The sequence below is a fragment of the Flavobacterium sp. HNIBRBA15423 genome, from assembly GCF_052655965.1.
Genome location: NZ_CP199751.1, coordinates 1,320,319 through 1,336,465, shown reverse-complemented (window position 1 = coordinate 1,336,465; position 16,147 = coordinate 1,320,319). Strand labels below are relative to the sequence as shown.

Below are 16,147 nucleotides of genomic sequence, written 5' to 3'. Positions count from 1 at the left end.
AAATAAAAAAAGGAAGAAATTTACTTTCCTCCTTCTTATTTAAAATAAAACAATCGATTATTTAAAACGAATATTATAGGTAACTCCTACTCCAACCGTTTGCAAATCAACATCATTTTCAGCAAATGTATTTTGATAAAAAGCATAAATATTCCAATCTCTATTATGATAACCTATTTGAGGATTAACATATAAACCACCTTCATTATTTTCTACATTACTTAAAAAACCGTAGCCTAAATCAGAACCTATAAATATTCCACTAGGTGTAAAGTAATAACGTAAAAAACCTGCAACAGGAATAACTCCAAAATCTTCTAAATCATCTTTAGCAAAAAAATGACTATATCCAGAAGCTATACCAATAGCAAAATTTGGATTGAATAAGTATTGACCTCTTAAATCAACACCTAAATTAAATGATGAGACATCGCTAGCGTCTCCAACAGGAATACCCGCAGTTAAACCTGCTTTCAACCAAGAATTGTCTGGTGTAATATCTATTTCATTTTGCTGTGCAAAAATTGGGCTTAATCCTAATAACCCAATAATTAAAAATAAATTTTTCATATTTTTTTTCTTTTAATATTATTGTACAAATCTCGATAAACTAAACTCTAAATGAATTACATCATTTTTGTAATAATTTATAGAATTAAAAGAAAAAAACAGAATTACAATAGTAATATAGGTAAAATATCTGTAAAAATAGCCTTTATTAAAAAACTCTAGAATGAATATAATAAATTATAAAAACATCATTTGATTAATTTTAAATCCTTTAAAATTTGAACTCCTTTTTCTTCTATATTTTCAATTTTTTCAAAATCTTCTTTTCCGTCTAAATTCATAAAATATATTTTTAAACTATTAAAAGAATATTCCATTTTATTAATTTTTGAAAGTGGAATTTTATATTGATTACCAGAACCAGCTCTTATATAATTGTAAGCCGACAAAAGCAATAAGACAATACCTAATGGTAACATCATTTTACCGCTTTTACCATTATTAAGATTAAAAAACAATAGTAAAGAAAAAGAAAGCAACATTGCATAAAAGCTATATGTTCTAATTTTCTTTTTAGAATTTTGACTTTTTGATTTTGACGATTTTTCTAAAAGTAATTCTATTTCTGACCAATTACCAGATTTGGTTAAAAAAAGATTTTCTTCATTAATATTTATAAACCCTTTTTCATATTTAAAGAAATGTTTCATTACATTTTTTTTTATTTTTTTAGAACAAAATATTTGATTAATTTATTAAATAATCTATACCCTAAAATCCTTCTCAAATAGCGCATAAAATTAGCATCGAAACCAATTGTATATTTTCGGAAACTTTTCTGAGGGTTTTCTGCTATATCAAATAACTTGGTTACAATTTTTGTAGTTAGATCTTTATTCTTAGATGTTTTCTTTTTTAAAATACCATTTATTGTACACATCATATCTTCATAAGAAGAAATTTTTGAAACCTCGCATTTTGCAACGTTATTTTGAAAGCTTGTTGGTGCATTACCAAATTGAACCGTACAAACACTTACATTAAAATCTAGCAATTCATAAGACATGCATTCAGAAAAACTTTCAACAGCTTTTTTTGTTGCATGATAAAAATTTCCTAATGGAAGATTTACCAAACCAGCTACAGATGTAATATTTATAAACATTCCTCTATTTTGTTTTCTAAAAACAGGAATAAAAGCTCTACAAACTTTAATGACTCCTAATAAATTAACATTTACAATAGTATCTATTTTTGAATCTTCAGATAATTCAACAAAACTTCTATATCCTAAACCAGCATTATTAATAATTACATCTATGGTGTCAAACTCCTTTAAAATATTTTGCTTTGCTTTTTCAATACTTTCTGTAGAAGTAACATCTAATTCAAAGCATTTTATATTTGGATAATCTAACAAATCTTCTGCTAAACCAATATCTAACATAGTAGCTATAACACTCCAACCATTTACCGCAAAATATTTTGAAGTTAGTTTTCCTAATCCACCAGATGCCCCAGTAATAAGTATGTTTTTCAAATTATATTTTTTTAAACATTGCAAATAAAGTTTATTTAAAAGACAATAACAAAAAAAGATGCTGTACGTTTTGTACAGCATCTAATCAAATCATAACTCAATAAATAAAATTACAAAGTAGACCAAATAGAATAACTATTAGGAGGACATTGTATTTTAACCCATTTATCACCTTGGGTTGTAGGATACCAAGAAGAATTTCCTGTATAATCTTTAATAGTAGTATTTGCCCAATTTGTTTGAATCCATCTCTCTTGCCATGAATTAGAGCTATTTAAATACACTACTAAACCTGGATTGCCATTATAACCATTTCTTCTTGCCACATACTCATCATTGTCTGCATATAATATTGATGTATTACCAGTTGCTTTATTATTATGAATCCAAATTAAATTATTCAATTTGTTTTTATCCAACCATTCTTCATAATCTCTGTAGAAAATTGTTGGATACCCTTCATGTGTTAGAATGTAAGCATAAGCTAATGTTTTATTCCATATTTGATCAGTATCATGATTAGATACAAATGTTACTGCTCTAAATGGTCTTCTTTTCCAAAGCATATCACCAGAACTTAATTTTGTTAAATCATTACCGTCAAAGGCTTCATCCATTTTGTAATAACAAGCAAAATCAAAAGCTGAACTATTTGCATTATCACACCACCATTCTAAAGTAGCAGCATTCCCATCCCAATATTCACCAACAGAAAAACCACCTACATTAGCATTCCATTGATTTACAACCCAAGGACCAAATCCTTTAACATAATCGAAACGCCAACCATCAAATTTCATAGTGTTTTTATAATATTTACCAACAGCATCAGATCTACCCCATAACCAGTCTTGCACATAAGGATTTGCATGACACAAATCTGGAAAGCCACCAAAACTACCTTCATCGTTATTTCCATAAGAATTTTTATAAAAATCATTATAAGTACGATTAAATTTTCCAGAAGCAACATTAAACTTAGTATAGGTATTTGAACCAGTAAAAGGATTATATTCTGATTGCCCACCACTGTTATGATTAATAACTATATCTGCATATACTTTCATATTTTGTTCGTGTGCAGTAGTAATCAAACTTGTTAATTCACTTTTAGACCCAAATCTCGTCTCCACAGTACCATTTTGATTATAATCTCCAAAATCATAATAATCTGTTGGGTCATAACCCATAGAAAAAGGTCCGTTTTGAGCTTTAGAAGCTGGTGGCAACCAAATAGCATCTATACCAGCATTTCCCCATGCTGTTACCTTTCCTTTTACTACATTCCACCAAGTTCCTCCAGCAGGAACATCCCAATAAAATCCTTGCATCATAACTCCACCTCCAGCATTAGCTACATATTTATTAGTCAAATTAACATTATCACCACCAGTATTAAATGGTTTACCATCATGATTGGTTACTTGAATTACTTTAAATTCTCTTGAAGCATCTTGACTTTCATTAATAGTTTCATCCTTATCGCATGAAAAAAATGAAAATACTAAACAAGAAGCCATAAGTCGAAGTTGATTGGTTTGTTTCATGTTTTTATATTTATCTAAATTTTTTATCTAAATTAATATAAAATTCGTAATAATTATATTTAAAAAATATGAATTACATAACGAAAACGTTTTCGTGTTGATAAATATTTTAAAATTATCAATAAAACAAAAATTTGAAGAATATTAAAAAAACAAAAAAGCCAATTAACTGAATAATTGGCTCTTAAGTATAAATAACAAGACTATACTAATCGTGATTTTCTATGCTTTTATAAGCATCTATAATCTTTTTCACTAATTTATGTCTAACAATGTCTTTATCATCTAAATAGATAATCCCTACTCCTTCTACATCTTTTAGAATTAAAATAGCTTCTTTTAATCCAGATATAGTTCTTCTAGGTAAATCCACTTGTCCAGGATCACCCGTTATCATAAACTTCGCATTTTTTCCCATTCTAGTTAGAAACATCTTCATTTGACTATGTGTGGTATTTTGTGCTTCATCTAAAATAACAAAAGCATGGTCCAAAGTTCTACCTCTCATAAATGCTAATGGAGCAATTTGAATAATTCCTTTTAAAATATAGTCTTCTAATTTTTCAGAAGGAATCATATCTCTTAATGCATCATACAAAGGTTGCATATAAGGATCTAGTTTCTCTTTCATATCACCAGGAAGAAAACCAAGATTTTCACCAGCTTCCACGGCAGGACGTGTTAAAATAATTCGCTTTACTTGCTTTTCTTTTAATGCTTTTACTGCCATAGCCACACCTGTATAGGTTTTTCCAGTACCAGCGGGACCAATCGCAAAAACCATATCATTTTTAATGATTGTTTCTACAAGTTTTTGCTGATTAGGTGTCATTGCTTTTATTAATTTTCCACTAACACCATGCACTAAAATCTTATCTCTATCATGCATATATTGTGTTTCCTGAGCGTCACTTTCAAGAACTCTAGACACTACATTTTCATCAATATTATTGTATCGAGTAAAATGAAGCATCAATCTCTTAAATTTGGTTTCAAATTCTTCTAGAATCTCTTCTTCCCCATATACTTTTAGAGTCGTTCCTCTAGCCACTAATTTTAATTTAGGATAATATTTTTTAATGGCTTCTAAATGAACATCTTGAGTGCCCCAAAAATCTTTTGGAGTAATCTCTACTAATTCAATGTTTCTCTCGTTCAAAGGCTTTCTTTTTAAATTATTTTTGTTGTACTAAAATTATGCTAGCTTTGTAATCAATTTTAGATTACTATTGTTTTTTTATGTAAACATTTTAAATCTTTTTTTACTATTTTATTTACAAAATAATAAAAGAGTATGATTTCAAATTTAAGAAAAACAGTGCTAGTATCTTTAATAAGTTATAAACAAAAATATGTCAATAATTACACTTACTACCGATTTTGGATTGAAGGACCATTTTGTGGGTGCTTTAAAAGGTAAGTTAATCTCAAATATTGAAAATCCTACAATTATAGATATATCTCATGATATTGATTTATTCAATACACTAGAAGCAAGTTATTGCATTGCTGTTGCCTATAAAAATTTTCCAAAAGGAACTATTCACATTATAGGTGTTGATAGCGAAAAAACACAAAATACGCAACATATTGCCATGCAATGGGAAGATCAGTATTTTATTTGTGCTGATAATGGGATTCTAAGTTCTCTCATTCAAAAAAAAATACCTCAAAAAATTGTAGCTATAACCATTCATGATCGATTACAAGAAGAAGCAACTCCTATGAATGTATTTGTAGCTGTAGCTTCACACATAGCGAGAGGTGGTTTATTAAATGTTATTGGCAAAGAAATTAATGAGTTAAAAATTGTTAATGAACTTACTCCTGTAATTTCCAGTGATTCAAGTTTTATAAAAGGAAATGTCATATATATAGATCAGTTTGGGAATTGTATTACTAATATCTCAAAAAAAATATTTGAAGATGTAGCCATAAAAAGACCTTTTATCATTTCTTTTCATAATAAAAAACTTGAGCGCATTCACAGGTACTATTCCGATTTTAAAAATGTAGATAAATATTCTTTAAAAACATTTGAAGGTAATGCTTTAGCTCTTTTTAATGAGAATGGCTATTTAGAAATAGCAATTTATAAAAGTAATCCTAAAACTGTAGGCTCAGCTTCTACCCTTTTAGGCTTGAAATTTAGAGATGTAGTAACTATAACTTTTAACGAATAAAACATGTTTGTACGAATTGTAAAAATGAGATTTCAAGAAGATAAAATTGACGCTTTTTTGGCCAATTTTAATCAGGTTAAGGAAAAAATAAGACATTTTGAAGGCAATCAATTTTTAGAATTATATCAAGATAAAAAAGATTCTAGAATCTTTTTTACCTATAGCTATTGGCAAGCAGAAGAAAATTTAGAAAACTATAGAAATTCAGATTTATTTAAAGAGGTATGGAATTATACCAAAACCCTTTTTAGTGACAAGCCAGAAGCTTGGAGTGTAGATAAAATAGCTTCGTTAGTTTAAGAGTTTAACATTGTGTAAGGGTTTAATTTTTAAAGTTGTTACATTTTTAAAGTAATATACTACATTTGCACAGTATGTATTTTAAATTAGGTTAAACAACTTTAAACTTTTTTTGAATTTTATAAAATATATGAAAGCATTACTTTTAAGAGAAATAAAATCTTTTTTTGGTTCACCCATCGGCTATTTAGTTATAGCTATATTCCTAATACTTAATGGATTATTCTTGTGGGTTTTTAATGGTGAATTCAATATTCTGAATTCAGGATTTGCCGATTTAGGACCGTTTTTTAAATTGGCACCATGGATTTTAATCTTTCTTATTCCTGCTGTTACTATGAGAAGCTTTTCTGATGAAAAAAAACAAGGAACTATAGAACTTCTTTTTACAAAACCTTTATCAATTTGGGAAATTGTAAATGGAAAATTTTTGGGTGCTTTTCTTTTAATAGTTATAGCCTTATTACCTACTTATGTTTATGTTTGGATGATTTCTTACTTTGGTAATCCTACAGGAAACATTGATATGGGAAGCACACTAGGCTCTTATTTTGGATTACTTTTTTTAGTGGCTGCATACACAGCTATTGGAATTTTTACCTCTTCTATATCTGACAATCAAATTATTGCTTTTATTATAGCCGTTTTTATTTGTTTTGTTTTTTACTTCGGGTTTGAAGGAATTGCAGGTATGATTAAGGAAGACGGTAGAATAATTTCCTCTTTTGGAATGGATTCTCATTTTAAAAGTATGAGTCGTGGCGTTATTGATACAAGAGATGTTATTTACTTTATAAGTATTACTGTTCTATTTTTATCAATCACTGTTTACCAACTTAAAAGATTGAAAGGATAATGAAGACATCAAGAAAACAAAATATAAAATCATTAGCAATTATAATAATCATTTTAATTGCAATAAATACCATAAGTAATTATTATTTCAAGCGTTTTGATTTAACTGAAGACAAGCGTTATACTTTATCAGAAACTTCATTAAATATCATCAAAAATATTGATAGCCCATTAATTGTTGATGTTTTCTTAGAAGGAAACTTTCCACCCGATTTCATGCGTTTGCAAAATGAAACTAGACAATTACTAGAAGAGTTTTCTGCTTATAATCCAAATATCATTTTCCAATTTGTCAATCCTGTTGAAAAAGAAGAAGAAAGAGTTGAAGTAATGAAGCAATTCTACGAAAGAGGATTACAACCTTTAAATATTACTGTTGATGATAAAGGAAAACAAACACAAGAAGTTGTTTTTCCTTGGGCAGTTGCCAGTTATGGTGATAAAGGTGCAAAAGTAGCCTTACTTAAAAACTTAATGGGTGCTACTACTGAAGAAAAAGTAATTAGTTCCGTACAGCATTTAGAATTTGCTTTTGCAGAAGCTTTTAATAAAATTACAAAAGAAAAACAAAAGAAAATTGCCATTATAAAAGGAAATGGTGAATTACAAGATATTTATATTGCTGATTTCTTGAAAACGGTAAGAGAAAGTTATTTTTTAGCTCCTTTTACTTTAGATTCTGTAGCTTCAACACCAAAAGAAACTTTAACAGCTTTAAAAAATTATGATTTAGCAATTATAGCAAAACCTACAGAAGGTTTTACAGATGAAGAAAAACAAGTACTAGATCAATACATTATAAATGGTGGTAAAACCTTGTGGTTATTAGATAATGTTCACGCTAATTATGAAGATTTATATAGCGAAACTGGCAGTGTTTTGGCACAACAAAACGATTTAAACCTAACAGAATTATTTTTCAAATATGGAATTCGTATTAATCCTTTACTAATTAAAGATGAACAAGCAATTCCTATAAAATTAGCTACTGGACAACAAGGAAGTAATACACAATACCAACAATATTTTTGGAAATTTTCTCCTTTTATATACCCTTCAACTAATCATCCATTAGTGAAAAACATGGAAGGAATAAAATTTGAATTTGCCTCACCAATTGAACTCTTAAATAATTCCGTAAAAAAAACAGTTTTATTAAGTAGTTCGGAATATTCAAGACCTATTGGAACACCCACACAAATTTCACTTGACATTGTTACCGAAGAAACAAAACCTGAAGAATACACAGGAAAAGGATTAATGCCAGTTGCTGTTCTTTTAGAAGGACAGTTTAATTCAATGTATACCAATCGTGTTTTGCCTTTTAAAGACACTTCCTTCAAAAAAGAAAGTACTACAAATAAAATGATTGTAATTTCAGATGGAGATGTAATAAAAAATCAAATTGATAAAGGCACTCCTCTTGAACTTGGTTTTGATAAATGGACAAATAATCTATATGGCAACAAAGAGTTCTTAATGAATTGTGTAAATTATCTTTTAGATGATACTGGACTTATCAACATTAGAAGTAAAGATGTTAATTTACCATTATTAGATAAAGAAAAAGTATATCAAAATTATTCTTGGGCACAAATGATAACTGTCGGATTACCAATTGTTATTTTAGCATTATTCGGTTTTCTGTTTACTTATTTAAGAAAAAAGACGTATAGTAAATAGTTGTTAATAAAATGTTTTTGTGATTGCTAATAATTTAGAATATATTTGTGCAACTAAAATCACAAACGGTTTTAAAATAAAAGAAAATGAAGTTCATAGTTTCGAGTTCATATTTATTAAAACAGCTTCAAGTATTAGGAAGTGTAATTAATAGTAGTAATACGTTACCCATATTAGATAACTTTTTATTTGAATTAGATAATAGCAAACTAACTGTTTCTGCATCTGATTTAGAAACTACTATGTCTGCTAGTCTAGAAATAGATTCTACTAGTCAAGGTAGTGTAGCAGTTCCTGCTAAGTTATTGTTAGACATCCTTAAAACATTTCCAGAACAACCCTTAACTTTTACCGTTGAGGAAAACAACACGGTTGAAATAAGTTCAAATTCTGGTAAATATGCTATTGCTTATGCGCAAGGTGAAGAATTTCCTAAGGCAGTAGCTTTGGAAGATCCTTCCTCTACAATTGTTCCTGCAGAAGTATTAGCAACAGCTATAAGTAAAACAATTTTTGCTGCTGGTAATGATGATTTAAGACCTGTAATGAGTGGTGTCTTTTTTCAATTTTCTCCTGAAGGCTTAATTTTTGTAGCTACAGATGCACATAAACTAGTAAAATATGCTCGTGCAGATGTAAAAGCTTCACAAGTTGCTGATTTTATTATGCCAAAAAAACCTTTAAACATTTTAAAAGGTATTTTAGCTGCTTCAGATGCGGAAGTTAAAATCGAATACAATGATGCAAATGCTACTTTTTCTTTTGAAAATTATGTATTAACGTGTCGTTTAATCGATGGAAAATACCCAAATTATGAAGCGGTAATTCCAAAAGAAAATCCAAATAAATTATTAATCAATAGAGTTCAATTTTTAAGCTCAGTGCGTCGTGTGGCTATTTTTGCAAATAAAACGACACATCAAATTCGCTTAAAAATTGCTGGAACAGAATTAAATATTTCTGCAGAAGATATTGATTATTCTAATAAAGCAGACGAAAGATTAACTTGTGATTACCAAGGTGATGACATGCAGATAGGTTTCAATTCGCGTTTCTTAACTGAAATGTTGAATAATCTTACCAGTGATGAAATTCAATTAGAAATGTCTATGCCAAACAGAGCTGGAATTCTTACTCCTGTTGATGGTTTAGATGATGGAGAAACTGTAACTATGCTGGTTATGCCAGTAATGCTAAGCAACTAATAAAGAAAAAAGATAATAGAATAAAGAAAATAGAATTAAAACTATTTATATTCTTTGCTCTATTTCTAATCTCTTAAAAAAACTATAACCAACCTTAACCCAAAAAACCGCATGAGCTGAATAAGCAATTGCGGTTTTTTATTTTGTAGTTAAAAATAAAGCTATTTATAGCCAATTTTAATGTCATTATTGGAATTTTATTACTCCAATCAGATTCGTTTATACCAAATTTATAAATGATTGAAATATCTAATTTCCCTTTAAATATGATTTTCATGTGCAAAAGCAATTAGGGCTTTCACAGATGGTAATTGCAATTTTTTTAGAATATTTTTGCGATGTGTATCCACCGTAAACTGACTGATAAACAACTGCTCTGCAATTTCTTTAGAGGTATGTCCTTGTTTAATATAGGTAATTATATCAAGTTCTCGTTTGCTCAATAGGCTTACATACAATGGTTGATTGGTTGTTGGTAATTTGAGAGAAGGTTTTGATAAAAATACATTTTCTCCATTTATAATATCATACAAAGTAGTTTTAAGTAATTGGGCATCTGTAGTTTTAGGAATATACCCATTAGCATCAGACGCTTTTGCATCGGCAATAATAGAAGCAGATTCAAACATTGAAATTATAACTACTTTTATTTGCGGGTAACGTTCTTTAATATACTTACAAAAATCCAATCCACCCATACCAGGTAATTGAATATCCAATAATACCAATTCAGGAGACGAATTATTGAATGCGTGTAAAGCATCTTCAGCCATATTATATATTGCTGTCAGTCTAAAATTTAAATCATCTTCTAAAATCCGCTTAAGCCCTTCAGCAAACAGTGAATGATCATCAACAATTATAGTATTGTATATTTTTTTCATAGTGTTGTTTGGATTTTAAATGGAATGATTATAATGACAGTTGTTCCAGTCTGACTGCTAGAAAAGTGAACTTGTCCGCCCCAACGTTCTGTGCGTGAATATACATTAGGAATACCCATCCCTTTTTGAGGTTTTTGAAGGTCAAAACCTTCACCATTATCTTCAACTATTAGTTGCACTTGGTCTTTATCAGTAATGAGTTGTATGGTGGCTTCAGTAGCGTTGGAATGCTTAATAGTGTTTAATAACAGTTCTACAGCAATTCTGGAAAGAGGTTTTACTAAATAATCAGGTATAAGAGTATCATTACCAGATACAATTAATTTAAAATCTATTTGATTTAATCGTTGTAAGTTGGAAATGGTTTGTTCGATAATGTTGGAAATTTTTTCATTATTGAAATCAGAAACCGTTAGTTTAGTAAAGAACTGCCTCACATCATTATTTGCTTTGGTAATCATATTTTTTAAACCAATATCAGAAGTATATTGGTTAGTGATAATCAATTTAATAGCACTAATGGTTGTACCCAAATCATCATGTAAATCTTGCGCTATTTTACGACGCTCTAAATCCTGTATTTCAATCTCTCTAAGTATTGCCGATGCTTCCTTTTCAGCTTTTTCTTTTATAAGACTCAAATTATTATGAATTGTATGTTTATATCGTATGGCTAAAACTATTGCAAAAAACAGCACTTCTAAACTAACAATCCAGTAAAAATAATTAGGATAAGTAATGGTATAATAATTAAATATCCCTGAATAGTTAAGAAAATATCCTGCTGGATTGAAATACAATAGTAGTAAGGCTAGGACAATTCCATAAAGAAAATAACCCTTCATATACATTAAATAAATAATGATACAGAAATTATTAACCATACTTAAAACAATGCAAACAATGGTTGAATACCACATAAATTTAAAAACATCTGCTCCAAAGTGTAATGATTCCATCTCAACAAAATATATAAGAGTATATACTATTGCTATCCATAAAAAGATATAGTTGAAAAAATGAGATGTTTTAAAAATTGATATAGGTATAGACCTTTTACGACCAATAACATATACAATTATTTTATAATGCAAAGACAAAGCGATAAGACTTAAGAAAAGGGAATGCAATCGGTTGATACTATAAAATAATATAGGTGAATCAACAATAGGAATCATTAACTCTTCAGACAACATTAATATTACGATACACAATAAATAAAAACCATAGTATAGAAAAGTTAATTCTTTTATGACAACGCTAAATAGAATGCTTAGCAAAGCAATTAAAAAAAAGCAACCAATAAAAAAACCTATCGTCCCATAGAAATTAATTTCCCATAACAAATTGTGTTTAGGTATTGTGAAATCGGTTATGGCATTTTGGGTGTGACGTACATTTGTTATCTTCATAAGAAGTTGCTGGTATTCACCATAGTTCAAATGAATTTCCGCAACAGGAAACCTTGTTTTTATAGAACGATCTTTAAGAAGAGTTTGATTGGTTACTTCTGTATGAAGTTGCCACTGGTCATTTTTAAATACATATACCGAAACTGAATCAGCCTGACTGTATAAAGCCCACCAATATTGATGATAATCTTCCGATATATTAACTACTTTCAGATATAGCCATGTATCATAAGGATTTAAACCTAAATTAAGAACACTTCCTTTTTTCCAATGCTTGAATCTTTCGTTTTTTAAGGCATTTTGTGCCAACTCAACACTTCCTACACTAGAACTATCTACCCAAAACGTCAAATACTCTGAAAGATCAAAGCCATTATGACCATTTACATAAAGTGTATCTTTATATAGTGTTTCCTGTTGAGCTGAAAGATCATTAAAAAAGCAAATGCTAATACTCAATATTAGATAAATGTGTTTCATTCTATAAATTCAATTATCAAATATCCAACAATTCATGAAACTTAAAAATACCTAAAAGTTGGTATAGTATCAAAATCATAAGGTATTTAATTTTATTCTAATTAAAATACTATAATATATGACCTTTAAATTACTACTCGTTCTCTTTAGATTTCTTGGTAATTCACAACTATCTCAATGAACTTGATTTTTCATTTAACCCTGAAAACATTGACCTTAAACGATGATGGATTTAAAACGCAATTAGTGAACAAGCAACTTTAAAAACAAATTAAACTTTAAATTTATAATTATGAGAAAAAAATTACTTTTTACATTCGTAGCTACAATATTAGTCTTGACGAATTCCAATTCGCAAATTACAGATTACATTTCAGGACTAAATTCGCCAACGAAAATGACATTAGACGGAACCACTATTTATATAAATGGATGGGAAAATATTTATTCAATAGACACTTCTGCTGGTTCGCCCTCTGCAAATTTAATTTATACATTACCCGCTAATTTTTATTGCTACAAAACGCAAAAACTAGGAAATGATTTATTTATTTTGGTTGAAAATTATATTGAAGCAACAGATGAGTTTTTTGGTAGCCAAATTTTAAAATTAGATTTAACCAATACAAGTGCTGGCACTCAAGTTATTGTTACTACTACAAATTTTATTTCTTCATTTACGCTTCATAATAATACCCTCTTTTATTTAGAAGAAATAGAAACAGCACCCGATGTTTTTACAATAAGCCTTTATAGTTTTGACGCCTTTGATGCTACCCCAATACCAACTTTAGAATTTAACAATTTAGATACAGGTGTTGTAGAAGACATGGATATTTATAATAATACCTTGTATATGTCTGCTCGGGATTTTGAAATGATAAAAAGTCTAGATTTAAGTTCTAGTGCCTCTACTTTAGAAGATTATGTCATAGGATTAAACTTTAACAAAGGAACATTTTTAAGTCAAAACAATGAGTTGTATATCTGTAATGCGCATCAAATAGAAAAAATAGATGTAAATGACTCATCTGCTGATTTGGTGTTTGTGGGCGATCAAACCATTTACCAAGACTTAGACGATGAGGGAAATCCTTATTATGCTAATTTTAGAGACGTAGTTCTAATAGGAAACACATTATATATGACCTTAGAAGAACAAGGAAGAATAGTAACATTAACTGACATGACTTTAGACAATGAGGCTTTTTCATCAAATAAAAATTCTTTGAAAGTGTATCCAAATCCTGTTAAAGACATACTACATGTTGACATATATAACGAAGCCATTAAAACGGTAGAACTATATAATTTAAATGGGCAAAAACTGGATACTTTTAATTTTGGCTTTGAATCTTTATCTGTAAATCATCTTTCTCAAGGGTTATACCTATTAAAAGTTAGCACTCAAGAAGGAAAAACACATGTATTGAAACTCGTAAAGGAATAATAAAATAAAGAATTTTTAGCTAAAAATAATTTTACTTTTAACTAAATTACTTCATTAACTTTCTTAGTCAAAAAGAGGTCGTCCGAAAAATACTTTTCAGGCAGCCTCTTTTTTATTTGACAAACTTATTTTTAAATAACTCCTATTTTCTTCATTAAAAAAGTAGCACTTTTATTTTTACAAATGCCATCGCGTAAAGTATAATCAAAATGCAAATCGTTATTATTTATTTCCACCTCAAAACATTTGTTAATTAATTTATTAGGAAATTCATCGGCTGTTAAACATACCTCAATATCATGAGTGGCTATAGCTCCTATTGCTTTTTGACCAATCATTTTTTTAATCACCTCTACTGTTCCAGAACGCTTATCATCGGAATTTGTGCCTCTTAAGATTTCATCTAATAATACAAACGAACGCTTCTCTTCTAATGCATTCATAATTTGTTTTAATCGCTTAATTTCTGCATAAAAATAAGATTCACTATCAGATAATGAATCAGACAATCGCATGGAAACTAAAATAGGCATAGGATGTACATTTGCCTGTGAAGCACAAACTACCGAACCTATTCTTGCTAAAACCATATTAACGCCTAAACTTCTTAGAAAAGTACTTTTACCAGACATATTTGATCCTGTGAGAATAATAAAAGACTTGGGTTGAAAATCAATCGTATTAGTTACTCTGCTTTTAGCATTTAATAGTGGATGAGACATTTTCGTAAAAGAAATCTCATGATTTTCATTCAGTATTGGAAAAGTAAAATCTGGATTGTTATAGGAAAAATTAGCTAAACTTTGTAAAACTTCAAATTCTCCTATAACGGCAAGCCAATTCTCTAAATCCTTAGCATGATTAGTCTTCCATTGTATAATTGCTCTCAGACTAATTATATGATATAAAAAAAATCCGTTTAAAAATATAGCTACTAAAGGATTAGCAACACTATCTAGAACGGAAAATAATCTCGATAATTTATGTAACGAAACACTCGCTCTTATAGATTTTGTTTTTAAATTATTTTGCAAAGCAATTAATTTCTTGGATTTAAACGCCTCTTGTTCAATATTAGCAATCATTAATCCGTATTGCTTTACTATTTTATCGATCGCAGTAGAATATTCATTTTCTAGTTTAATTCTCTTAAAAAATCTAGAGGCAAAACCTAAATTCAATAAAAAAGAAGCAACCAAATAAGAAAACAAATTATTTGAATCACTAAAATAATAAGCAAATGCAAGAAGAATAAATACTATTGGTAAAACATAAGACAAAACAACTGCTAACCTAGAAAAAGGTTTACTATTATAATTGCTCCATTCTATTAACTGTTTGTAATATTTTTCGGTGTCTTTACTAATTTTGGCATTAGCCATAAAATCTTGTCTCCATTCAATTTTTGAGGCTAGTTCTTTAATAGCTTCTTGGTTGTCAATTATAGCATCATTAGGAACTTGATTTAATAATGCATTTGCTAATGTTTTTTTACCAATGTAAGTATGCGTTCTATTTAAATTTTGGAATAATGAATTCTCACCAAAAATATCCAAATCATATCCATATTCATGATGCACATCAGTAAATTCCAATCCGTTTTCAAAAATATTCTTCTCATTATTTAAAAAGGCCAATTCGTTATCATTTATAGCTACGATAGCTTCTTTATGCTTTTTCAAATTATTCTTTTTATCATAATAACGCAATAAAAAAAAGAAAGCAACAAGAGAAATCAATCCTATAAACAAATACAATTGACTATATTCTTTATAAAGCGAATATCCTGAATAAAGGACAATAAGAATACTTAAAAACCGAAGAAAACTCAGTAAATTAATTTCTTTTTTAATTTTTTTTATTTCAGCTTGCTTCGCTTTTTTAAGGGATAAATAAAGGCTCATATCTATAATTTGAGTACAAATATAGTTTTTCAATGTCAATGTCTATTTTAAATTCAAGAACAAATTTTTAAACACAATTTATAAACTTTGGTAAACACTTATCTATCCAAAACTTTAATCAGTTAGTTGCTTTTATTTCTCTATTGGTACTTCCTTTCTCTTTCTTGTTCCCTTTCATTTTTAGTTTTATCTTT

General features: G+C 28.7%; 14 protein-coding genes. 6 read left to right on the top strand and 8 right to left on the bottom strand.

Going from position 1 to position 16,147, the window contains the following annotated elements:
* Positions 1-57 precede the first annotated feature (57 nt).
* From ACULEV_RS05895 to ACULEV_RS05875, 5 genes are all read right to left on the bottom strand, one after another.
* Positions 58-570: a hypothetical protein gene (locus ACULEV_RS05895; protein WP_445457745.1), complete on the bottom strand. Its 513-nt coding sequence runs from the start codon at positions 568-570 to the stop codon at positions 58-60.
* A gap of 188 nt (positions 571-758) precedes the next feature.
* Positions 759-1,220: a hypothetical protein gene (locus tag ACULEV_RS05890; RefSeq protein ID WP_445457744.1), complete on the bottom strand. Its 462-nt coding sequence runs from the start codon at positions 1,218-1,220 to the stop codon at positions 759-761.
* Positions 1,221-1,231: 11 nt separating this feature from the next.
* Positions 1,232-2,050, bottom strand: coding sequence for an SDR family NAD(P)-dependent oxidoreductase (locus ACULEV_RS05885; RefSeq protein WP_445457743.1), 819 nt, complete (start codon positions 2,048-2,050; stop codon positions 1,232-1,234).
* Positions 2,051-2,160: 110 nt separating this feature from the next.
* Positions 2,161-3,597, bottom strand: coding sequence for an alpha-amylase (locus tag ACULEV_RS05880; protein WP_445457742.1), 1,437 nt, complete (start codon positions 3,595-3,597; stop codon positions 2,161-2,163).
* Between the two features lie 208 nt (positions 3,598-3,805).
* The gene (locus ACULEV_RS05875; protein WP_445457741.1) at positions 3,806-4,756 is read right to left on the bottom strand and encodes a PhoH family protein; all 951 of its coding nucleotides are present in this window, start codon (positions 4,754-4,756) and stop codon (positions 3,806-3,808) included.
* 193 nt (positions 4,757-4,949) lie between these two features.
* Here ACULEV_RS05875 and ACULEV_RS05870 point away from each other — a divergent pair, with 193 nt between their 5' ends.
* The 5 genes from ACULEV_RS05870 (at position 4,950) to dnaN (ending at position 9,823) form a co-directional block, all read left to right on the top strand.
* On the top strand, positions 4,950-5,780 hold the full coding sequence (locus ACULEV_RS05870; protein WP_445457740.1) for an SAM hydrolase/SAM-dependent halogenase family protein: 831 nt from the start codon (positions 4,950-4,952) through the stop codon (positions 5,778-5,780).
* Between the two features lie 3 nt (positions 5,781-5,783).
* Positions 5,784-6,080: a putative quinol monooxygenase gene (locus ACULEV_RS05865; protein ID WP_445457739.1), complete on the top strand. Its 297-nt coding sequence runs from the start codon at positions 5,784-5,786 to the stop codon at positions 6,078-6,080.
* A gap of 130 nt (positions 6,081-6,210) precedes the next feature.
* Entirely contained in the window at positions 6,211-6,936 is a 726-nt protein-coding gene (gldF, locus tag ACULEV_RS05860; RefSeq protein WP_445457738.1) for a gliding motility-associated ABC transporter permease subunit GldF, read from the top strand.
* Positions 6,936-8,618, top strand: coding sequence for a gliding motility-associated ABC transporter substrate-binding protein GldG (gldG, locus tag ACULEV_RS05855; RefSeq protein ID WP_445457737.1), 1,683 nt, complete (start codon positions 6,936-6,938; stop codon positions 8,616-8,618). The genes gldF and gldG overlap by 1 nt, the downstream gene beginning before the upstream one ends.
* 86 nt (positions 8,619-8,704) lie before the next feature.
* Positions 8,705-9,823 (top strand): DNA polymerase III subunit beta, encoded by a 1,119-nt coding sequence (dnaN, locus tag ACULEV_RS05850; RefSeq protein WP_445457736.1) that lies wholly within the window; start codon positions 8,705-8,707, stop codon positions 9,821-9,823.
* 260 nt (positions 9,824-10,083) lie between these two features.
* Here the strand turns inward: dnaN and ACULEV_RS05845 are convergent, their stop codons facing one another.
* Together ACULEV_RS05845 and ACULEV_RS05840 are read right to left on the bottom strand one after the other, a co-directional pair.
* Positions 10,084-10,707: a response regulator gene (locus tag ACULEV_RS05845; RefSeq protein WP_445457735.1), complete on the bottom strand. Its 624-nt coding sequence runs from the start codon at positions 10,705-10,707 to the stop codon at positions 10,084-10,086.
* Positions 10,704-12,599 (bottom strand): sensor histidine kinase, encoded by a 1,896-nt coding sequence (locus tag ACULEV_RS05840; protein WP_445457734.1) that lies wholly within the window; start codon positions 12,597-12,599, stop codon positions 10,704-10,706. Before ACULEV_RS05840 ends, ACULEV_RS05845 begins: the two co-directional genes overlap by 4 nt.
* Before the next feature lie 292 nt (positions 12,600-12,891).
* Here ACULEV_RS05840 and ACULEV_RS05835 point away from each other — a divergent pair, with 292 nt between their 5' ends.
* Complete coding sequence (locus ACULEV_RS05835) at positions 12,892-14,049, top strand: T9SS type A sorting domain-containing protein (protein WP_445457733.1); 1,158 nt, start codon at positions 12,892-12,894, stop codon at positions 14,047-14,049.
* A gap of 131 nt (positions 14,050-14,180) precedes the next feature.
* Here ACULEV_RS05835 and ACULEV_RS05830 read toward each other — a convergent pair whose 3' ends face one another.
* Complete coding sequence (locus ACULEV_RS05830; RefSeq protein WP_445457732.1) at positions 14,181-15,953, bottom strand: MutS-related protein; 1,773 nt, start codon at positions 15,951-15,953, stop codon at positions 14,181-14,183.
* Positions 15,954-16,147: the final 194 nt, after the last annotated feature.